This window comes from Enterovibrio coralii, assembly GCF_001559595.1.
In the GTDB taxonomy this organism is placed as follows: domain Bacteria; phylum Pseudomonadota; class Gammaproteobacteria; order Enterobacterales; family Vibrionaceae; genus Enterovibrio; species Enterovibrio coralii.
Genome location: NZ_LNTY01000006.1, coordinates 548542 through 568097 on the forward strand (window position 1 = coordinate 548542; position 19556 = coordinate 568097).

The following is a 19556-nucleotide window of genomic DNA, read 5'->3' on the forward strand; positions in this document are numbered from 1 at the left end:
TAAAAAACCCGGTCCATGAGCCGGGTTAGGTTACTTTTAACTTTTCATCGCTAAGCGGTGTAAAGTCCAGCTATGCAGTAACGCCAAATGTTGGACCAATTATAAGGTTGTCGGCGGCCAAACCAATTCCTTACAACTGTTTAATGTCCAGGCGGTCTCTAAGGACCTTATTGTTATGTGAGAAATTATCTCATTTTAACCTTGATGTGTGCTGACAATAGGGGGAACTATTTTGAGGTCAACACAAAATTATCAAGAGGTACGTCGCATTTCTAAAGCTTAAAAATGATATCGTTAATTTCTTTAAGTGACAACCATCACGTCATTAAGGTCTTTCGAAGTGATGTCGTTCTAAAAGTCCAAATTAACCAAGATTTCGCTTTGAATGTCATTGACTTACAAAAAGTGTAGTCAGTGTTTTTTAGTCTTGCCAAATTTTTAAAAATATTTTGTACATGCCATGACTAAAATACGTTACATGCAAGTTGCGAGCATTAGACTAGACATTCATTGCAGGCATATTAACAACTCAAAGCATTTACCTTGTTCTGTTATTTAAGACAAAAGCAGATTAAATTGGTTCAGTGGTGATTAATTAGACGATTATTTTTGCAACGGAGATCTAAAAAGAAAAAATCCCGCACCACTCTCATGGCCGGGACTCATAGCAGAATTGCCTGCTCAAGGACTCGATAGGTAATCTTAGTTTTCACATTTCACAATACTATTTCGCGGTTCCACGCTTAAGTGCACGTAATTCTGACTTCACTTGCTCTCGTGTTACGCCCACATCTCGTAAAAACGCGTCATCATCCATTCGATACTCTAACTCTTTCATTAATTGATGACGTCGCCAAGCCGACCAAAGTCTATGTGTCGTATTTGATACCAGCTCAATCTGAACCGAGAAAAACTTGGATAACAGTGTCTCTGAACGGGTTCTGACGATTTCTTTTATGTTCTCTCCCATGGCTGCCCCCTGCCGCTAACGCTGTTGCTTGTCTTGACAGGTCAATAATTAAACAATTTAATAATTCAGAAAAGCCAATATTATTTACCCAAAACATCAAAGGAGTTGATGTATGAAAAACCTAGACGTTGACCAACTCCGAACGCTGGTTGCGATTGTCGATTGCGGTAACTTTGCCTCGGCAGCAGACAGTGTTCACCGCACCCAGTCTGCGGTGAGTATGCAGATGAAAAAACTTGAAGAAATCACAGGCGTGAAGCTATTTCAAAAGAAAGGACGCAGGCATATTCTCACGTCTCACGGCATGACACTCGTCAGTTACGCCCGCCAAATGCTAAGCCTCAACGACGAGGCGGTTGCACATTTTCACAATCCCGATATGAATGGCTTGGTTCGCTTTGGCGTGTGTGATGACTACGTTAACTTGGTCTTCAGGAGAATCCTCACCGGATTTACGGAGCGTTATCCGAACCTGCAACTCTCTGTCCAGAGTAACAGCAGTCAACGTCTACTCAAGCAAGTCTTGGCGGGTCGTTTGGATCTCGCGTTGATCAACATTCACGATCACAGTTACCCCGCACAAGAGCTCTTCACCGAGAAGCTGGTATGGGCAAAAGCCAAACATGTCAGTTACTGCAAAGAAAGGCCCCTACCCATTGCCATCGAAAGTGATTGTCGTTGGGGCAAGCTCGCTATGGAGCTGCTCGATCGCCAAGGAGTGCCTTACCATGTTGTGTTGTCAGCAGCAGACTTCCACGGGTTAAATGCCGCCATTGAGTCCGGCATGGCCGCTTCCCTCATCGCGGCCTGTTCCATTACTGACAAAATGGATACGTTGGATTGGCTCGACCAACACTCGCATGAAACCTCGATTGTAAGTGGCCTGACGGTAAAACCCGGCGCCAGCGAGCCTGCTGTACTTGCACTCGCCAACTACATATCAGATTGGTATATCCGACGTAATCAGTCAGCGGCATAATAGAGCTTCTCGATTTAGAGAATTCAGGTAGTTAGCGGATTGCACAGGCTCCATACCTCCCCTACACTAGTTTTCAGTGAATTCTTAGTGTATTTGTCTGATTTATGCGTCTTTTCTACTCAGCGACATGTTTATGTTTCGGCAGTCTGTTTTTAACAGGCTGTGAAACGGCATCAGTGACACCTGATGTCACTCTCGTCACCCCGCCTTTGACGATAAATCCGTACCATAGCCAAGAAGAAAGCGTCACGATAAAGAATGTGAATTACGCTTTAAATCAATATTTTGATGAATGGAAAGGCACGCCTTATCGCTGGGGAGGAAGCAGTAAGAAAGGCATTGATTGTTCCGCATTTACACAACACGCTTACCATACAATTTTCGAACATCCGCTTCCCAGAACCACTATCCAGCAGGTGAAAAACGGCACAAAAGTGACCTTGTCCAACGCAAGCTACGGTGACTTGGTATTCTTTAAAACGGGTTCGCGCCGCTATCATGTTGGTATCTACATTGGGGAGCGCGAGTTTATGCACGCATCTACCTCAAAAGGCGTCATCATCTCTACACTCGACAATCCCTACTGGTCTACACGGTTTTGGCAGATTAGAAGCTACGTGACATCACCGTAAACTTGCTTTTATACCAAGGGTATTACGGATAAGACGGCAGTCTGTCTAAGGTCTTCTTAACTTTAGTTATATACCCAAAGTTTCTGTGGGAAATGATGCGTTCGCAATCCAGCAGTAGGAGATTGATACTATGTGTACCATTTTCGCGGGGCAAGATACGACCAACTACGAATTTCACACCCGTTCAGTCAGGCTTGGTGGACACTGCACCAGCGTGCGCCTCGAGAAAAAGTTTTGGGAAATCCTTGATCACATAGCCGCCTCTCAAGACATGAATACCAGCAGATTTCTCACCACCATTTACGATGAAGCTTTGGATATCAACGGGGATGTGTCTAACTTTGCCTCCTTGCTCCGTTGCAGCTGCATCTTGTATCTCAGCGACACAGAAAAAACCATGAGCATCGCCAACCAGCAACTCGCTTTCGCGCAAAAAGAAACATAAATTTAACATGCGGTAGCATAATACCACCTGTCTACCGCATCTCAGGCGTATGGTACATCTCACACCTTGTGGAGATTATCATCATGGCTAAAGCAATCCACTCAATGATCCGTGTGCTGGATCCCGAGATATCTATCCATTTCTATAAAGCCGCCCTCAATCTCGATGTTGACGCGCGCTTTGATTTTGATGGCTTTTCTCTGATCTACCTTCGAAATCCAGAAACAACGTTTGAGCTTGAACTTACGCACAATCACAGCAACACCGAACCTTACACTCACGGCTCTGGTTACGGTCACCTTGCCGTTTCAGTCAGCGACATCGAATCATCCCACGCTGCCCTCGTCGAGAAAGGTTTGTCTCCCACACTTATCAAATCCATGAGTTACCAGAACAAGCCCATGGCCACGTTCTTTTTTCTCACTGATCCAGACGGATACAAAATTGAATTCATCGAACGCTCCGGACGCTTTGCGTCCGTGTGAATACCGACAGACAGCAAGGAGGATTCACGATGAAGCAACAAGCAATGTCCAGAAGACAAATAATAAAACTCGGTCTTCTCAGTGCAACAACCGCACTGGCCTACTCTTCTTTGGGAATCGTCGTCCCAGACAAAAGTTGGGCTTTAACCGTCAACACACTTTCACCCACACAAGGAGAAAAACTGCTCTCCGTTTGCCGATTGATTTACCCGCATCCCAATTTAGCTGATACCTTTTACGCTGCTTCTGTTGAAAGTCTTGACGGCGCAGCAAGCGGAAATCCACAAACACGCGCGCTGATCGTTGAAGGTTTGGAATCACTAAACGATTGGGAAACACTCTCACCGAAACAACAACTCGCCGTGCTCGAAAAGATTGCCAGTTCCCCCTTCTTCCAGACGGTACGTGGAAACATGGTCGTTTCTTTTTATGACAATCCAAAAGTCTGGCCGAAGTTTGGGTATCAAGGTCCGTCTTATGCCAAGGGCGGATACCTTTTCAGAGGGTTTGACGACATCGACTGGTTACCAACAACGGCGAAGGAGTAGCGATTATGTCTGCCAAATTTAATTTGAATGATGATAGCGTTGTGGTGGTGATCGGCTCCGGTGCAGGCGGCGGCACGCTTGCAAACGAACTGGCACAAAAAGGCATTAACGTTGTTTGCCTCGAAGCGGGCTCTCGGTTGGATTACAAAACTGACTTTGAAAACAACGAATGGGGCATGTTCAGCAAAGAGGCATGGCTAGAACCAAGAACCACCTCTGGCACATGGGAAGTGGCAAGAGATTTCCCCGGCCTGCCTGCGTGGATTTGTAAAACGGTCGGCGGCTCGACACTTCACTGGGCGGGAGCTAGCCTGCGCTTTCAACCGCATGAGTTCAAAGCACTAAGCACGTATGGTGCGGTTGAAGGAGCCACACTGCTTGATTGGCCAATCACGCTGGAAGAACTCGCGCCATATTACGACAAAGCAGAAGACAAGATGGGCGTAACGCGAACGCACGACATTCCCGGCCTTCCCGGTAATAACAACTATAAAGTGCTTCAAGCTGGTGCTCAGAAAGTCGGTTACAAAAACGTTCACACTGGCCGCATGGCCATAAACTCTCAACCTAGAGATGGCCGCCCTGCTTGTCAGCAGATCGGGTTTTGTTTCCAAGGTTGTCGTGTTGCTGCCAAATGGTCAACGCTCTATACCGAAATCCCCAAAGCGGAAAAGACAGGCCATTTCGAATTAAGGCCTTTATCCCATGTCCAAACCATTGCGCATGATGACAACGGCAAAGTCACCGGCGTTTTGTATGTTGATGGTGACGGGAATCAGCAATTGCAAAAAGCACGCATCGTTTGTGTCGCTGGCAACTCTATTGAGAGCCCACGCATACTGCTCAATTCCGCCAGCGGAAAATACCCCAACGGTTTGGCTAATTCTTCTGATCAAGTGGGTCGAAACTACATGCGCCACGTTACGGGTTCCGTTTATGCGGAGTTTGAGAAACCCGTTCATATGTACCGCGGTACCACCATGGCTGGCATCATTACTGACGAATCCGTTCATGACCCATCCCGAGGCTTCGTAGGTGGCTTTGAAATGGAAACCTTATCCCTCGGTCTTCCTTTCATGGCGGCATTCCTCAAACCTGGTGCATGGGGGGAAGATTTCGCTAAATCTATGGAAGGATATGAAAATATGGCGGGCATGTGGATTGTTGGTGAGGACATGCCGCAAGCCAGTAACCGCATCACACTCAATGACGAGGTGAAAGACCAATACGGACTGCCTGTTCCCAATGTTCATTTTGACGATCACCCCAACGATGTCGCTATGCGCAATTACGCCTACGAACGTGGCAGTGATGTGTATAACGCGGTTGGAGCCGTTAAAACACACAAAGTGGTACCTTATCCTTCAACGCACAATTTGGGCACTAACCGTATGAGTGCGAAGCCAGAAGATGGCGTCGTTAACAAGTGGGGACAGAGTCATGACATTCCTAACTTGTTTATCTCAGACGGCAGTCAATTCACCACAGGAGCCGCAGAAAATCCCACGCTTACGATTGTCGCACTGGCTATCAGGCAAGCTGACTACATCGCTGACTCCATGAGTAAAAGACAGCTCTAATTGTCCACAGCAATCAAGCATTTCGCTTGATTGCTGTTTCTCCTCGATCACCAAGGAATAGCCGAACCATCGTGATGGAGCAACCTCCCAGACGTCTCCGGCGTTAACGCTTCGTAGATTTCTACCATTCGCTGCGCTGTAAGCGCTGGGCTGTACAACAGATCAGGTGGATGATTTTCCAAGAAAGGCTCTGATAGCTCACTCGGTGTCGTGCCGGGGTGAACGGCAACGACTGTGCTGTGTGGTGCGCGTCTTTTCCATTCAATCGAGAGGTTTTTAATCATCATGTTGAGTGCGGCTTTCGACATCCGATAGCTATACCAACCGCCTAATGCGTTATCCTCAATGCTGCCAACCTTGGCACTCAGTGATATCCATTTAAAAGGCTGGGATCGTTTCAACAATATCGACACAGCTTGCGCCGCATGGACATGCGACATCACATTGGTTTTCATTGCTTCTAGCAAATTCGATGTATTGAGGTCGCCCAGTTTCTTTTCCGGCAGACTTCCCGCCTTGTCGTTACCAAATCCATGCAACATGCCCGCACAATGGATAACCCCATCAACAGGATGCTCTTTGCTTCGCAACCATGCCTGAATATCGCCAACGCAATCAGCATTGCTGCAATCTATTTGTAAATGATCTTCTGGATTTTCAGTGTATTTCCGCCGGCTTATCGTCAGAACGTGATAATCAAGCTCCCTTAACCGTAAAACAATAGCCTGACCGATCGTTCCGTGTGAGCCAACCACCAATACCGACCTCTCCTTCATGTGCGCAATGCCTCTTCTGCTACTATTTTCTAAGCCACTGATTTTAATCATCGTTGCGATGATCTGATTTAGCTTCGCGTCGTATATCTTTAACTGAATTTAATGTCTTTAGATAAAAACGGCCAAACCCTTCTGGAATAGGAATATATGAAGCAAGGAACAATAGTGATCACAGGTGCGGGACAGCGAATTGGATTTGCGCTTGCCAAACACTTTCATCAGCAAGGCTTCTCCGTTGTGGCTTCCTATCGAACAGAGCGCCCAGGTGTAAAAGAGCTTAAATCGCTTGGCGTCGAGTGTATTCACGCAGACTTTTCTACTGATGCGGGCATTCATCAGTTCTCTCGCGCGGTTGCAGAAAAGCACACAACGATTCGCGCCATCTTTCACAACGCCTCCGATTGGAACTGCGAGAAAGACACGGACGATTACGCCGCATTGCTCGAGCAAATGATGCAGGTGCACGTAAAAGCTCCCTACCTTATTAATCTCGCGCTAACGCCCTTTCTGGACTCAAACAATGCCGCGGCTTCCGACATCATTCACTTCACTGATTATGTTGTGAGAAAAGGCAGCGCAAAGCACATCGCTTATGCCGCCAGCAAAGCGGCATTAGAAAACCTTACTCTCTCGTTTGCACAAAAACTGGCACCGAGTGTCAAAGTTAACAGCATTGCGCCCGCCCTTATCATGTTCAATGAAGATGATGACGACGCATACAAACAAAAAGCACTCTCGAAATCTCTGATGGGACTCGCGCCGGGAGAGCAGGAAATTATCAACGCTGTTGAATTCGTAATGAACAGCAACTACATGACAGGCCAGAGCGTCAATCTTGACGGTGGCCGAGCACTGAAATAACAGGGAAGACCATTATGCAGAATGCCATTATTACAATTACAAACCTTCGTCTTCGCACATACATTGGCTTTAACCCTGAAGAGCAGGAAAAGAAGCAGGACGTTATCCTCAACCTCGAAATCCACTATCCTGGTGACAAGGCATGCAGCAATGACAATGTAGAAGATGCTTTAAACTACAAAACCATCACCAAGGCGATCATTGACCACGTCGAAAACGGCCGCTTCCTGCTGCTTGAAAAGCTGGTTTCTAGCGTGTTAGAGATAACCATTGAACACCCTTGGGTCACTTACTCTCGCGTGACAATTGACAAGCCACATGCACTTCGTTTTGCCGACTCAGTATCTTTAAGCCTGAGCTGGCAGAAAGAGGATTAAGAGAAAGTGAATCAAATGCGGTACCTCTCAGGGTACCGTTTTTCTGTGGGCAAAGGCGTCGATAGGTAACTTGTCAACAGGGGCAGCCGATAACGCAGTGGAAAGCCAGCATGAACACTGCCCAAAAGGTTTAATTCTGGGACAAACAACGGACAAAGTTCTACAGCCCCTAAAGTTCATTCTATTTTTTCGAACAAGTCGTTCTAGCTGCACCGGTTATAAAGTGCGCGTAGATACATATACTTCTCATTATCAATGAATGATTAGGATACGTTTCGTAACATGGAAAGACCGGCGCAATACAATCTCACTCTCAGAGTCATACACTGGCTGACGGCGTTTACTGTTATTGGCATGTTCGCGGTTGGCTTGTGGATGGTTGACCTCACTTATTACAGCTCTTGGTACAAGACCGCCCCTCACTGGCACAAATCTGTCGGCATTCTTATTGCCGCTCTCACAATATTTCGTCTTGTTTGGAAGATCGTAAAAGGGTCACCTGAAATCACTGGCTCGACGTTTGAGAAGAAAGCCGCCCATGCTGCGCATCACACCATCTATCTTCTGCTGTTTGTGATTTTTGCATCCGGATACCTCATTTCAACGTCTGATGGTAGACCCATCGAAGTTTTTGATTGGTTTTCTGTCCCTGCATTGGGTGAACTGTTCCCAGATCAATCCGATATTGCCGGACTGGTTCATTACTATGCAGCCTATGCTTTGATCGTGCTTGCGTCATTGCATGCGCTTGCTGCGCTCAAGCATCACTTCATTGATAAAGACAATACATTACGGAAAATGATTGGAGAAAAAACACTATGAAGAAGTTAATTCTGGCTATGGGCTTTGGTGCTGCTGCACTCGCGACAACGGCAATGGCTGAAGATTATGTTATTGACACCGACGGCGCACACGCATCTATCAACTTCAAAGTGCCGCACCTTGGCTACAGCTTTATTAAAGGTCGTTTTAACGACTTCAGCGGTGAATTTTCTTACGACCCAGAAAACGTTGAAGACTCAACCGTGGTTGTAACGATTGATACCACCAGCTTGGATTCAAACCACGCTGAGCGCGATAAGCATTTGCGCAGCGGTGACTTTATTGATGCGTCGAAATTCTCTTCTGCAACGTTCAAAAGCACGTCTGTAAAACAAAATGCGGACGGCACGTTGACCATCGATGGCGACCTGACATTGCATGGTAAAACGAACCCAATTTCTATCGCGGCAAACTTCATTGGCGCAGGCAATGACCCTTGGGGTGGCTACCGTGCGGGCTTCGATGGTACAACCCGCATCGAACTGGCTGATTACGACATTAATGTTGTCGGCCCTTCAAGCTATGTAGACCTTGAGCTACACGTTGAAGGCATCAAGAAGTAAAACGTAACCTACTGTATTGGCGAGATATTTACTCGCCAATACAGAAACCCTTTCCAAATCAATCCTCTTTGGCCCATGCATAAAATCATCGAAAGACAACTCTGATCTCAAAGCGAGACAGATTAGATCTTCGTCACAAAATTTAGCCTTTCGTCCGCGTAGAGTATGACGTTTATTTTTCACTGCTTGGTGGAGCCATGTTCAACCCCATCCTTTTTCGTCACCGTCTTCACAAACAACCTGAGCTTTCAGGATATGAAAAAAACACCAGTGATGTCATCGTCCAAACCTTAACGTCTTTTGGACTGAAACCGATCTCTGGTGTGGGCGGCTATGGAGTGGTGGTTGTCATAAAAAGCACTGAAGATGGTCCTAATCTTCTATTTCGCGCAGACACTGACGCGTTGCCTATCCATGAAGTTCCTTGCCACGAACATGGTTCTGAAATCCATGGAGTCATGCATGCATGCGGGCATGATGGCCATGCGGCAAGTTTGATGGCGTTGGCGTACAAACTCTCTCAAACCAAACTACAACGTGGTTCAGTCACACTGATTTTTCAACCGTCCGAAGAAAATGGACAAGGTGCGCTAGCATGATGAAAGATGAATCATGGCGCAAAACCCCGTTTGATTACGCCTTTGGTTACCACAACGTGCCTGGCTATCCACTCGGCCAGATCCTTTGCCGAAACAATACGTTTGCTTGTGCCTCAACAGGTGTTGCTATTCGGTTTACGGGTAAAACTGCCCACGCCGCCTACCCCGAAACCGCGATTAACCCTACTGCGGCGATTCGTGAGTTGATGCATGACATCGAAGCGTTACCACAAGCCATCACACAGGGATTTACGCTCGCGACCATTGTTCACGTCAATTTAGGAAAACCCGCATTTGGAACCACACCTGAAACTGGAGAGCTTCTCGTCACGCTTCGCAGTGACAGCAACAAATGCTTCTCCGCCCTTTGTGAACAAGTGAAACAGCTTGCCGCATTTTATGCCGAGCGTGATGGATTGACCCTCGACTTGGAATGGATTGACCGATTCAACGCCACGATCAATCACAGCGAAGCCAATATGTTGTTACGCCAAGCTTGCAAAGATTTGGGATTTGATTTCATCGATCTGCCTGATCCGATCCGTTGGTCAGAAGATTTTTCCGAATATTCCAAAGTATGGCCCTCGGCTTTCTTCGGCTTAGGTAGTGGTTCTGAGCACCCACCGCTTCATGACCCTCATTATGACTTCCCTGATGCTTTGATTGATGTCTCGAGCAAGATCTTCGAACAAATCATCCGGGATATGAACGGACTCAAATAAACCCTTTAAAATAGAAAAAGGCGAACTGGTTGCCCGCCTTTTGTCACACTGAAGCTTACGTTAAAGCTCGCCGCGAAGTTCCACCAGCTTATCTTTAATTTTGCGTGCTTTCTCTTCGGTCAGGTCATAGTTCCACATCACCAGAATAGCGAGGAAAGCGGTCGAAGCAGGGATGATAATGTCTGCTAGACGTAGACTGGTAATTGTCTCTGCCGACTGTGCGCTCAAACCTGGGTCAAAGCCAATCAACTTAAGCACCAAGCCACCTAAGATAAGAGCCAACGCTTGACCAATTTTCACCATCAGCCAGTAGATCGCACCAAAGGTACCTTCTTTACGCGGCATACCGTTATCTAGCTCATCCATGTCACACACATCTGCCGTCATGCTCATCATCAGCGTGAACAGGCCACCGATACCAAAGGACATCAGAGGAATAGGCATGAAGATCATCCATGGGTTGCTCGGGTCAAAGCCCCACCACTTCAGCGCATAACCAACAATTGAAATGGCAGTGGAGATAATAAACGCATTACGTTTACCCCATTTGTTTGCCATTACAGTGATAACAGGAATTACAACGAATGCCGTCACAATCGCACTGACCGTCGCAAACCATGCTGGCCATGTACCCGTCGCACCGTAGTTGCCATCAAACATATGAAAAACAATGATGAAGAATGCAAATGAAGACACCAGTTGGAAGCCATTAAACACCAAGAAGGTTGCGCCGCATAGACGGACAAATGGCTTGTTCTTAAACACTTGGCGGATGCCTTTGAAGACCTCTTTGAGGTTAGAGAAAATCGTCGAGAACGAAATCTCTGCGCGATTCCCCATATCCGACGCATCAATGCCTTTACAGAACAACCCAGGGAGAATGCCCAACGTGATACACGCACCAGCAACAAACAGAGACAATTGCTGAACCCCTTCTGCTTGGCTGCTAAACAAGTCAGGGTCTGCAATCAATACCCAGAACCAAGGTACGATCATCCAAGCCACTTGACCCAGGGTGTTAGCAAATGCCATCAAGCGTGTACGTTCGTTGTAATCAGAAGTCATTTCATACCCCAGACCGACAAACGGCGTCGCAAACATGGTGTTACCAATCGTGAAGATCAAAGAGAAAATGAGGAAATACCAGAAGTTGTACTCTTGTGATGCTTCAGGATCTAATTGCCAAAGGAGGGCAAAGAAAACGCCACTCAAAATGGCACCAACGACGATATAAGGGCGTCGTCTACCCCAACGAGATTTCGTGTTATCCGTGATAAATCCCATGATCGGGTCTGTGATTGCATCGAACAATCTCGGCAAGCCGCCTAACAAGCCCGCCAGGAATGGATCCATCCCGAACGCAGTGATTAGGAAGAAAGAAAAAACACCGAGTGCACCTGGCAGCAGATTCAGCGTCAGCGTCCCTGCACCGTATGCTCCCTTTTGTAGCACTGGCACCTGAGCGCGGGTGTCAGTGACTTGGTTTGACGTTACATCTATCTGTGACATGGCCTTTGTTAACACTTTGTAAATACGTATCGTGATAGTAGCCAGTTAACGTGATGCTCTACAAATAGAGATATCGCGAGATTTATCTCTACATTTTAATTTTGAAAGCCCTTTCTTTGGCTTTATGTTTTAAAATCGCAAAATACATACTGTCTCTTCGTCACTTACCACTGTGGCGCACTATTATCTTCTGAAATTACTCCTCACATTACTATTTTCCGTTTAAGTGACAAGTCTATTAGTAATATGTACGTCCATGAAAACATTCTCACAAATGAATCAAAGAGTCCGTATGTAGGCTTTGTAACACGTTGGATAAGGTGATAAAAACGCTTTGAAAGCGCTTTCTAGATATGCATTCTACAAGCACAAAAAAGCCGCCCTAATGGACGGCTTTTGTAACAGTTAAGCAGTGATTACTTGCTGTTGCGTCGCTCTTGAACCGCATCGGCAAGTTGCTGAAGCACTTTCTCTGTGTCTTCCATACCGATACACGCATCGGTAATGCTCTGGCCGTAACACGCCGCCACACCATCTACCAAGTCTTGGCGACCTTCAACAATGTGACTTTCAATCATTACACCGAAGATAGCATCGTTACCACCTGCGATTTGGTTTGCAACATCTTCACAAACCACGTTTTGGCGCTTGTATTCTTTGCTGCTGTTAGCATGGCTGAAATCAATCATCAGCTTGGTGCGAAGTTTCGCAGCTTCCAGTTCTGATGTAATCGCAGAAACATGCTCTGACGAGTAGTTTGGCTCTTTACCACCACGCAAAATGATATGACAGTCTTCGTTACCAGCGGTTTCTACAATTGCAGAGTGTCCGTATTTGGTCACCGACAAGAAATGGTGCGGAGATTCTGCTGAACGAATAGCATCCGTTGCAATCTTGATGTTACCGTCAGTGCCGTTTTTGAAGCCTACCGGGCATGAAAGACCTGACGCTAATTCACGGTGTACTTGCGATTCAGTAGTACGCGCACCGATTGCACCCCAGCTAATCAAATCACCCATGTACTGCGGTGTGATCATATCCAAGAACTCACCGGCAGTCGGCAAACCCATGTTGGTGATATCTAGCAGCAGTTTGCGACCAATACGCAGGCCATCATTGAGTTTGAAGCTATTGTCCAAGTACGGGTCATTAATCAGGCCTTTCCAGCCAACCGTAGTACGTGGTTTCTCAAAGTAAACGCGCATAACAACTTCAAGCTTGTCAGCATGTTTGTCACGCAGAGCTTTCAGTTTTTCGCCATATTCAACCGCTGCAACAGGATCGTGAATTGAACATGGGCCGATAATGACAAGCAGGCGATCGTCCTTGTCATTCAGAATATTGTGAATAGCCTGACGAGCGTTAAAAACAGTCTCAGACGCTTTTTCTGTTGCTGGAAATTTTTCTAGAACCGCTACTGGCGGAAGAAGTTCTTTAATATTGCTAATGCGTACATCGTCTGTTTGATAGAAGCTCATTATTTCACCTTGCTTATACTTCCCGTTACCTCGCCTTCGGCAAAACAACGTGTAATCCCTACATTCATCTTTAACTTATCGTCAAACAGGATAGAGTGCAAACGTATTTTTACATCTTTATCAACTTTTATATCTCACATAAACATTGACAATATATATATAACGAACTATGTCACTTCCATATCAGTTTTAAATTGATAGAACTTTCAAGCGCATCAGCCAACGCATTAATGCTGCGCTCTCTTTCCGCCTGCACATCAACGCATTGATCACTATGAAGTCCTGCCCAACGCAATATCAACTTGCTTGCTTCCGGGCAGTCAAACAAACCGTGCCAGTAAGTACCAAAAACATTGTTGTCGTCGTTAACCAAGCCGTCTGATTCATCATGCGCACGGATAACCGATGTTCCATTTGTTTGGGTCTGCCCCATATGGATTTCATAACCACGCACTTTTACTGAGGTACCATCCAACGAAATCTCCCCTTCCTTTTCAGTGAGGATTTTTTCTTTTTCGATCACCGATGAAGCGTCAAGGAAGCCCAGTCCTTCCGCGCACTGCACGTCACCTTCCAGCTGGTCAGGATCTTCAATGCGACGACCAAGCATTTGGTAGCCACCACAAATGCCAATCACTTTACCGCCGTAGCGTAGGTGTTTCGCTATCTGCTTATCCCAACCATATGTTTTTAAGGATGTCAGATCGGAGATAACGTTTTTACTTCCCGGCAATATGATCAATCACAACCCGGTATGGGCTCACCGGGGCCGACAAACTTCAAGTTCACATTGGGGTGAAGCCTCAGCGCATCAAAATCGGTATGGTTACTGATACGCGGGAATACAGGCACGACAACGTTTAATACTGGTTTTGAATCATCGAGATTTTGGCTAACGTCGATGGCATCTTCTGCGTCTAGATTTAACCCTTGAAGGTATGGAACGACACCTAGCACAGGCTTGCCAGTTTTTTCTTCTAACCACGTTAACCCTGGTTTTAGCAGTTCAACATCACCCCGAAAGCGGTTGATGACAAATCCAATCACGCGATCGCGTTCGGATTGAGAAAGACATTCAAGCGTACCAAGAAGATGTGCAAGCACGCCTCCGCGATCGATATCCGCCACAATGATTACAGGTACGTCTGCGGCTTCCGCAAACCCCATATTAGCAATGTCGTGCTCTCTGAGATTCACTTCTGCAGGGCTTCCTGCACCTTCTATCAGCACACAATCAAATCTGTCTTGAAGAATACTGAATGATTCAAGAATCGGCCCTATCGCCATCTCTTTGTAAGATTTAAAGCCAATCGCTTGCATGGAAGCGGCTGCTTTCCCTTGAATAATCACTTGGGCCGAGCAGTCAGAATCGGGCTTTAACAGAATGGGATTCATGTGAACGCTTGGCTCAACGCCACACGCAAAGGCTTGAAATGCCTGCGCCCGACCAATTTCTCCACCGTCCGCGGTCACCGCACTATTAAGTGCCATATTTTGAGATTTGAACGGTGCCACCTTGATGCCTTTACGCGCCAACACGCGTCCAAGACCAGCGACAAGAACACTTTTGCCTGCATCAGAGGTGGTTCCCTGAATCATCAGGGCTTTATGAGTTGAAAGCATAGAGAAGCCTAGAGCGTGAATTCAGGTATTTTCGGAAAACGGTACACGTTTGAAACCTGAACCTGGAATATAATTTTATGCAACGATATCACATTGATTTGCAAAAAATTGATAAGCCGTCAGTTTTCTTCCAAGAACTTTGTCACAGCCATCAAAGTTATTCGAATCTTCACTAAATTTTTTCTGAACCAGATCTTAAACTCGTTGCAATGTAACTGATTGTAAACAAGGCATAAGCTCCGTGAGATCAATAACCTTAATAATAAAGACATTAGCGATAGTCATTGGATTAGGCAGTACTCATGTGATGGCGACCAACTTCAATTACTCAAACCTTGAAGTGGGTTTTACCAATAATCCTTCTGGTCTTGCGGGTACTGGACGATTTGCGTTTATGGATGGCGCGCACTTTATCGTAAATGCCAGCAGCCAATTTGAAGGTGATTGGATTGTCTCTGGCGGCGCTGGCTTTCAGGCCCCTATCAACGGTTTTGTCGACATACACGGCGATGCACGTATCTATTCGGTGAAATTCCCTGAAGACGATAAACACGATTTTGGCGAATTGGCCTATGGCGTGAATGTTGGTGTTCGTGCGTGGGTTATGCCGCAAATCGAAGCAACGGCCATCGTAGGACAGGTCGCCTTTGATTCTGATGATACTCGCAGCGTTGTGGAACTCGGCGGACGTTTCCATTCGACAGATGCGCTCTCAATTGGAATTCTGTATCGCGCGAACGGCCTTTATAAAGAACAGTTTTATTCCAACGTGCGTTTTGAATTCTAACTCCCTACCTCTATCAAACTTTAACCAATTGCTGTTACGCTGGATTTCGCCTCGCTCGGGGTGAATCCAAAGTAACGTTTAAATTCCCGACTAAACTGCGAAGGGCTACTGTAGCCGACGCCAAAGCAAACCTCAGAGACTTGATAACCAAGAGACAGCATTGACCGCGCTTTGTGCAAGCGAAGCGACTTGACGTACTGCATCGGCGACACTGAGGTCACTTGCTTAAAATGTTCATGCAATGATGATCCGCTCATTCCCGCCACATTAGCGATTTCCTCAATGTCCAAATTGCGTTCAAAGTTCTGTTCGATGTAGTGAACCACAGGCGCAATTCGGTTAGCACCAGCATGATGACTGACGCTGTTTCGCAATAGTCCACCACAAGGGCCTTTCAAAACCTGATAGTACAAGTCGCGACAAATAGCACTCGACAAAATCCCTCGATCCATCGGGTCTGCGAGCGTATCGACTAAACGTTCAAGTGCATTCTCTATGGGGGATGTCAAAGGCGTCGATTGGGTCAATGTCGCTTGTTCTGCATAGCTGGTTTCATGATCCCAGTTGTTCATCTCCATCATCAATTGACCAACCACATGTTGGTCGATACCCAAGCTTAAACCGACGTAAGGCTTGTTTGACGCAATATCAAAGACGCTCGCTTCTACAGGGCGAATAACAGAGTTAATTAGATATGTATTTGGGCTGTACTCGTAAGCCAATCTGCCCGCTTTGACTTTCTTTCTTCCTTGAAGGACAAAGCATATCGCTGGCTGCAGCACGATGGGCATCAAGGGAATTTCAACAGACGAGACATAGAGTTTTAAAGCGGGTAGCGTGGTTTCGTTCATCCCTTCTTCTTGCACAAAACCCTGTACCTTGTTGATCAGCTTTACATCAAACGACATGCCTATCCTCCGCTCCCCTGTTCGTAGAATTATGGCACCACAAATGGGATATGAATGACAGAAACCATAATGTTCGGAGTTTTAGGCAAGAACTCAGGAACATCTTTATGACATATCGTCAAATCTACAGCCATAGTTGAAAGACTGTGAAGCGAGCCTTCTCAGGAGCATGTCGTTTCCATTTCTAGCCATAGAGAAAGAAAAAGGAGTTTGAAATGGGCATATCTGTGACCATTAACGGTCAAAACTACGATCTAGACGTTCCCACCGACACACCACTTCTATGGGTCATTCGAGACAATCTAAAGTTAACAGGCACGAAATTTGGCTGTGGGTTAGCACAATGTGGTGCTTGTACTGTGCACATGGCCGGTCAACCTATTCGTTCGTGTGTCACACCTATCTCGGCTGTAGCGGGTCAACAAATACAGACAATAGAAGGGATAGAATCGAAAGCTGCCACCGCCATTCAATCGGCGTGGGAAAAGCTGGAAGTGCCTCAATGCGGCTACTGTCAATCGGGTCAAATCATGGCAGCAACCGCGCTTCTCGCATCTAACGCATCACCTTCGGATGCTGATATTGATGCCGCAATGAACGGAAATATCTGCCGTTGTGCAACGTATGTACGTATCAAATCAGCCATTAAGGATGCGGCAAAACAGCTACAAGATGGAGGCAGCAATGCGTGATTTTCTCCAACATTACACGAACCCCTCTGTCGCGAAAAACCTCCTGACGGATACCACTCGCCGCGGTTTCATCAAGTTGCTCTCTACCACTGGCGCAGGATTAACCCTCGGCATTCAACTGCCTACAGCAATAGCGGCCGACGCTGAAACGGCTGGTTCGCCGTTTGAGCCGAATGCGTTTATTCGTATCGGTAATGACGACAGTGTCACCATCATCATTAAACACCTCGATATGGGCCAAGGTGTCTCTACGGGACTGGCGACCATCGCTGCTGAAGAACTTGATGCGGATTGGTCAAACGTCGTGACGGAATTCGCGCCCGCAAAGGCATCGGAGTACAACAACCTCCTTTTCGGTACCGTTCAAGGAACCGGTGGTAGTACGGCGATAGCCAACTCCTTCATGCAGCTTAGATACGCAGGTGCAAAAGCGAGAGCCATGTTGGTCAATGCAGCAGCGAAAGTCTGGCAAGTGCCGGTCGACGAAGTCTCGACAAAAAATAATTTCATTTCTCATGCGAAATCTAATAACTCAGCAACGTATGGACAAATGGCCGAGCTGGCAGCCTTACAAGCGGTGCCAACCGATGAACAAGTAACGCTGAAGGATCCAAGCCAATTCGCGCTTATCGGAAAATCCGGTACCACACGCAAAGACCTCGGTAAAAGCAACGGAACCGCCACTTTTACTATTGATGTTCAATTAGAAGGGTTACAGACAGCACTCGTTGCACATCCCCCCGCCTTCGGCGCAACGGTAAAATCTTTTGACGCGACCGAGGCCAAGAAGTCACCCGGTGTTTTGGATGTCATTCAAATTCCTTCAGGGATTGCCGTCGTGGCGAAAGACTTTTGGAGTGCCAAAGTTGCCAGAGATAAACTGGTCATTGACTGGGATCGTTCTGGCTTTAGCAAGAGCACCGCAGAATTGAAGAAAGAGTATGCAGAGCTGCTCGACAAGCCAGGAGCATCGGCAAGAAACGATGGTGACGCCGACGAGGTACTCTCAAACGCGGCGAATGTCGTAGAAGCCTCATATTACTTCCCGTATCTCGCCCATGCCCCGATGGAACCAATGAACTGCGTCATTCTGGCCGGTAAAGAGAAAGCCGAGCTTTGGTATGGTGCCCAACTGCAAACCGTCGATCAGTTCTCCGTTGCCAGTGTGCTGGATGTTCCGCCAGATAATGTGACCATCAATACGCTGTTTGCTGGCGGTAGTTTCGGACGCCGCGCGAATCCACATTCTGATTATGTTGTTGAAGCAGCAACTATTGCGAAACAGCTTCGAGATGTCCCTATTAAGCTTGTGTGGACGCGGGAAGATGATATGCGTGCGGGTTATTACCGCCCCATGTATGTACAGAAAATCCGAGCTTCTCTCGATGACGAGGGAAACATCGAAGCTTGGCAACAGCGTATCGTGGGTCAGTCGATAGCGTCAGGCACACCCTTCGAAGCCTTTATGGTGAAAGAAGGTGTCGATGCCAGTTCAGTGGAAGGTGCTTCTACCCTTCCGTATAGCATTCCAAACTTTTCTGTCGAACTGCACACCACAACGCTTCCTGTTCCCGTGCTTTGGTGGCGCTCAGTTGGACATACTCACAACGCGTTTTCAACCGAGACATTCATTGATGAGCTAGCCACAAAAGCAGGAAAAGACCCCGTAGCTTTCAGAATGGCTATGCTGGAAAAACAACCGCGTCATCGTGAAGTGCTAAAACTCGCTGCTGAAAAAGCGAACTGGGGTTCACCTTTACCGGAAGGGAAAGGTCGTGGCATCGCGGTTCATGAATCGTTCAGAAGTTATGTCGCGGAAGTGGCCGAGGTGTCAGTCAAGAATGGGCAAATTATCGTAGAGAAAGTGGTGTGTGCCGTTGATTGTGGATTGGCTATCAACCCGACATTATCAAAGCCCAAATGCAAGGTGGCATTGGCTTCGGTTTGTCACCCGCTCTGTTAAGTCAGATCACGCTCGCTGACGGTGGTACCGTGCAATCCAACTTCCATGACTACTTGGTACTTCGCGAACAACAGATGCCCGAAATAGAAGTGCACATTGTACCATCAGCAGAAGCCCCGACTGGCGTTGGAGAACCGGGAGTTCCACCCATTGCGGCGGCCGTTGCCAATGCGGTGTTTGCAGCCACGGGTAAACGTATTTACGACATGCCACTGTCACTTACCTAAACAGAGGGAG

General features: G+C 46.9%; 21 protein-coding genes and 1 pseudogene. 16 read left to right on the forward strand and 6 right to left on the reverse strand.

The window, feature by feature from the left end; genetic code table 11:
* Positions 1–724: 724 nt before the first annotated feature.
* Positions 725–970: a hypothetical protein gene (locus tag ATN88_RS03290; protein WP_067411413.1), complete on the reverse strand. Its 246-nt coding sequence runs from the start codon at positions 968–970 to the stop codon at positions 725–727.
* 112 nt (positions 971–1082) lie between these two features.
* Between ATN88_RS03290 and ATN88_RS03295 the strand changes: the two genes are divergently transcribed.
* The 6 genes from ATN88_RS03295 to ATN88_RS03320 all read left to right on the forward strand — a co-directional run bounded on the left by ATN88_RS03295 (position 1083) and on the right by ATN88_RS03320 (position 5639).
* Positions 1083–1949 carry a LysR family transcriptional regulator gene (locus tag ATN88_RS03295; RefSeq protein ID WP_067411416.1) on the forward strand — a complete coding sequence of 289 codons (867 nt, stop codon included), beginning with the start codon at positions 1083–1085 and terminating at the stop codon, positions 1947–1949.
* A gap of 104 nt (positions 1950–2053) precedes the next feature.
* On the forward strand, positions 2054–2581 hold the full coding sequence (locus ATN88_RS03300) for a C40 family peptidase (RefSeq protein WP_067411418.1): 528 nt from the start codon (positions 2054–2056) through the stop codon (positions 2579–2581).
* A 130-nt stretch (positions 2582–2711) separates the two neighbouring features.
* On the forward strand, positions 2712–3026 hold the full coding sequence (locus ATN88_RS03305) for a ribbon-helix-helix domain-containing protein (RefSeq protein ID WP_067411420.1): 315 nt from the start codon (positions 2712–2714) through the stop codon (positions 3024–3026).
* 83 nt (positions 3027–3109) lie between these two features.
* Positions 3110–3511: a VOC family protein gene (locus ATN88_RS03310; protein WP_067411423.1), complete on the forward strand. Its 402-nt coding sequence runs from the start codon at positions 3110–3112 to the stop codon at positions 3509–3511.
* A 29-nt stretch (positions 3512–3540) separates the two neighbouring features.
* Complete coding sequence (locus ATN88_RS03315) at positions 3541–4059, forward strand: hypothetical protein (protein ID WP_067411425.1); 519 nt, start codon at positions 3541–3543, stop codon at positions 4057–4059.
* Between the two features lie 5 nt (positions 4060–4064).
* On the forward strand, positions 4065–5639 hold the full coding sequence (locus ATN88_RS03320) for a GMC family oxidoreductase (RefSeq protein WP_067411428.1): 1575 nt from the start codon (positions 4065–4067) through the stop codon (positions 5637–5639).
* 47 nt (positions 5640–5686) lie between these two features.
* On the opposite strand, the gene ATN88_RS03325 is transcribed toward ATN88_RS03320, so the two are convergent.
* The gene (locus tag ATN88_RS03325; RefSeq protein ID WP_067411948.1) at positions 5687–6415 is read right to left on the reverse strand and encodes an SDR family NAD(P)-dependent oxidoreductase; all 729 of its coding nucleotides are present in this window, start codon (positions 6413–6415) and stop codon (positions 5687–5689) included.
* A 147-nt stretch (positions 6416–6562) separates the two neighbouring features.
* On the opposite strand from ATN88_RS03325, the gene folM reads away from it, so the two are divergent.
* The 6 genes from folM (at position 6563) to ATN88_RS26655 (ending at position 10359) form a co-directional block, all read left to right on the forward strand.
* The gene (gene folM / locus ATN88_RS03330; RefSeq protein ID WP_067411431.1) at positions 6563–7276 is read left to right on the forward strand and encodes a dihydromonapterin reductase; all 714 of its coding nucleotides are present in this window, start codon (positions 6563–6565) and stop codon (positions 7274–7276) included.
* Between the two features lie 11 nt (positions 7277–7287).
* Positions 7288–7653, forward strand: a complete 366-nt coding sequence (gene folX, locus ATN88_RS03335; protein ID WP_198158323.1) for a dihydroneopterin triphosphate 2'-epimerase — start codon at positions 7288–7290, stop codon at positions 7651–7653.
* 282 nt (positions 7654–7935) lie between these two features.
* Complete coding sequence (locus tag ATN88_RS03340) at positions 7936–8475, forward strand: cytochrome b (RefSeq protein ID WP_067411436.1); 540 nt, start codon at positions 7936–7938, stop codon at positions 8473–8475.
* The gene (locus ATN88_RS03345; protein ID WP_067411439.1) at positions 8472–9038 is read left to right on the forward strand and encodes a YceI family protein; all 567 of its coding nucleotides are present in this window, start codon (positions 8472–8474) and stop codon (positions 9036–9038) included. Before ATN88_RS03340 ends, ATN88_RS03345 begins: the two co-directional genes overlap by 4 nt.
* A gap of 197 nt (positions 9039–9235) precedes the next feature.
* Positions 9236–9637 (forward strand): M20/M25/M40 family metallo-hydrolase, encoded by a 402-nt coding sequence (locus tag ATN88_RS26650; RefSeq protein WP_232312713.1) that lies wholly within the window; start codon positions 9236–9238, stop codon positions 9635–9637.
* A complete protein-coding gene (locus tag ATN88_RS26655; protein ID WP_232312714.1) occupies positions 9634–10359 on the forward strand; it encodes a M20/M25/M40 family metallo-hydrolase in 726 nt (241 codons plus the stop codon). Before ATN88_RS26650 ends, ATN88_RS26655 begins: the two co-directional genes overlap by 4 nt.
* A gap of 60 nt (positions 10360–10419) precedes the next feature.
* Here the strand turns inward: ATN88_RS26655 and ATN88_RS03355 are convergent, their stop codons facing one another.
* The 3 genes and pseudogenes from ATN88_RS03355 to ATN88_RS03365 all read right to left on the reverse strand — a co-directional run bounded on the left by ATN88_RS03355 (position 10420) and on the right by ATN88_RS03365 (position 14969).
* Positions 10420–11868: an MFS transporter gene (locus ATN88_RS03355; protein WP_067411442.1), complete on the reverse strand. Its 1449-nt coding sequence runs from the start codon at positions 11866–11868 to the stop codon at positions 10420–10422.
* Between the two features lie 416 nt (positions 11869–12284).
* Positions 12285–13346, reverse strand: coding sequence for a 3-deoxy-7-phosphoheptulonate synthase AroG (gene aroG / locus ATN88_RS03360; protein WP_067411445.1), 1062 nt, complete (start codon positions 13344–13346; stop codon positions 12285–12287).
* Between the two features lie 172 nt (positions 13347–13518).
* Positions 13519–14969, reverse strand: a pseudogene (locus tag ATN88_RS03365) (cobyric acid synthase).
* 307 nt (positions 14970–15276) lie between these two features.
* Here ATN88_RS03365 and ATN88_RS03370 point away from each other — a divergent pair.
* On the forward strand, positions 15277–15756 hold the full coding sequence (locus ATN88_RS03370; RefSeq protein ID WP_232312715.1) for a hypothetical protein: 480 nt from the start codon (positions 15277–15279) through the stop codon (positions 15754–15756).
* Positions 15757–15776: 20 nt separating this feature from the next.
* On the opposite strand, the gene ATN88_RS03375 is transcribed toward ATN88_RS03370, so the two are convergent.
* Positions 15777–16664 carry an AraC family transcriptional regulator gene (locus ATN88_RS03375; RefSeq protein WP_067411451.1) on the reverse strand — a complete coding sequence of 296 codons (888 nt, stop codon included), beginning with the start codon at positions 16662–16664 and terminating at the stop codon, positions 15777–15779.
* A 215-nt stretch (positions 16665–16879) separates the two neighbouring features.
* Between ATN88_RS03375 and ATN88_RS03380 the strand changes: the two genes are divergently transcribed.
* Genes ATN88_RS03380 through ATN88_RS26660 form a run of 3 tightly spaced genes read left to right on the forward strand, consistent with a single transcriptional unit; the run spans position 16880 to position 19546 of the window.
* Entirely contained in the window at positions 16880–17356 is a 477-nt protein-coding gene (locus ATN88_RS03380) for a (2Fe-2S)-binding protein (RefSeq protein WP_067411454.1), read from the forward strand.
* Positions 17349–19319 carry a xanthine dehydrogenase family protein molybdopterin-binding subunit gene (locus ATN88_RS03385; protein WP_232312716.1) on the forward strand — a complete coding sequence of 657 codons (1971 nt, stop codon included), beginning with the start codon at positions 17349–17351 and terminating at the stop codon, positions 19317–19319. Before ATN88_RS03380 ends, ATN88_RS03385 begins: the two co-directional genes overlap by 8 nt.
* Positions 19277–19546 (forward strand): hypothetical protein, encoded by a 270-nt coding sequence (locus ATN88_RS26660; RefSeq protein ID WP_232312717.1) that lies wholly within the window; start codon positions 19277–19279, stop codon positions 19544–19546. The genes ATN88_RS03385 and ATN88_RS26660 overlap by 43 nt, the downstream gene beginning before the upstream one ends.
* Positions 19547–19556: the final 10 nt, after the last annotated feature.

Bases quoted from the DNA above. Each gene is read 5' to 3' on its own strand.
- ATN88_RS03290 (WP_067411413.1), bottom strand. From the start codon at position 970: ATGGGAGAGAACATAAAAGAAATCGTCAGAACCCGTTCAGAGACACTG.
- ATN88_RS03295 (WP_067411416.1), top strand. From the start codon at position 1,083: ATGAAAAACCTAGACGTTGACCAACTCCGAACGCTGGTTGCGATTGTC.
- ATN88_RS03300 (WP_067411418.1), top strand. From the start codon at position 2,054: ATGCGTCTTTTCTACTCAGCGACATGTTTATGTTTCGGCAGTCTGTTT.
- ATN88_RS03305 (WP_067411420.1), top strand. From the start codon at position 2,712: ATGTGTACCATTTTCGCGGGGCAAGATACGACCAACTACGAATTTCAC.
- ATN88_RS03310 (WP_067411423.1), top strand. From the start codon at position 3,110: ATGGCTAAAGCAATCCACTCAATGATCCGTGTGCTGGATCCCGAGATA.
- ATN88_RS03315 (WP_067411425.1), top strand. From the start codon at position 3,541: ATGAAGCAACAAGCAATGTCCAGAAGACAAATAATAAAACTCGGTCTT.
- ATN88_RS03320 (WP_067411428.1), top strand. From the start codon at position 4,065: ATGTCTGCCAAATTTAATTTGAATGATGATAGCGTTGTGGTGGTGATC.
- ATN88_RS03325 (WP_067411948.1), bottom strand. From the start codon at position 6,415: ATGAAGGAGAGGTCGGTATTGGTGGTTGGCTCACACGGAACGATCGGT.
- folM (WP_067411431.1), top strand. From the start codon at position 6,563: ATGAAGCAAGGAACAATAGTGATCACAGGTGCGGGACAGCGAATTGGA.
- ATN88_RS03340 (WP_067411436.1), top strand. From the start codon at position 7,936: ATGGAAAGACCGGCGCAATACAATCTCACTCTCAGAGTCATACACTGG.
- ATN88_RS03345 (WP_067411439.1), top strand. From the start codon at position 8,472: ATGAAGAAGTTAATTCTGGCTATGGGCTTTGGTGCTGCTGCACTCGCG.
- ATN88_RS26650 (WP_232312713.1), top strand. From the start codon at position 9,236: ATGTTCAACCCCATCCTTTTTCGTCACCGTCTTCACAAACAACCTGAG.
- ATN88_RS26655 (WP_232312714.1), top strand. From the start codon at position 9,634: ATGATGAAAGATGAATCATGGCGCAAAACCCCGTTTGATTACGCCTTT.
- ATN88_RS03355 (WP_067411442.1), bottom strand. From the start codon at position 11,868: ATGTCACAGATAGATGTAACGTCAAACCAAGTCACTGACACCCGCGCT.
- aroG (WP_067411445.1), bottom strand. From the start codon at position 13,346: ATGAGCTTCTATCAAACAGACGATGTACGCATTAGCAATATTAAAGAA.
- ATN88_RS03370 (WP_232312715.1), top strand. From the start codon at position 15,277: ATGGCGACCAACTTCAATTACTCAAACCTTGAAGTGGGTTTTACCAAT.
- ATN88_RS03375 (WP_067411451.1), bottom strand. From the start codon at position 16,664: ATGTCGTTTGATGTAAAGCTGATCAACAAGGTACAGGGTTTTGTGCAA.
- ATN88_RS03380 (WP_067411454.1), top strand. From the start codon at position 16,880: ATGGGCATATCTGTGACCATTAACGGTCAAAACTACGATCTAGACGTT.
- ATN88_RS03385 (WP_232312716.1), top strand. From the start codon at position 17,349: ATGCGTGATTTTCTCCAACATTACACGAACCCCTCTGTCGCGAAAAAC.
- ATN88_RS26660 (WP_232312717.1), top strand. From the start codon at position 19,277: ATGCAAGGTGGCATTGGCTTCGGTTTGTCACCCGCTCTGTTAAGTCAG.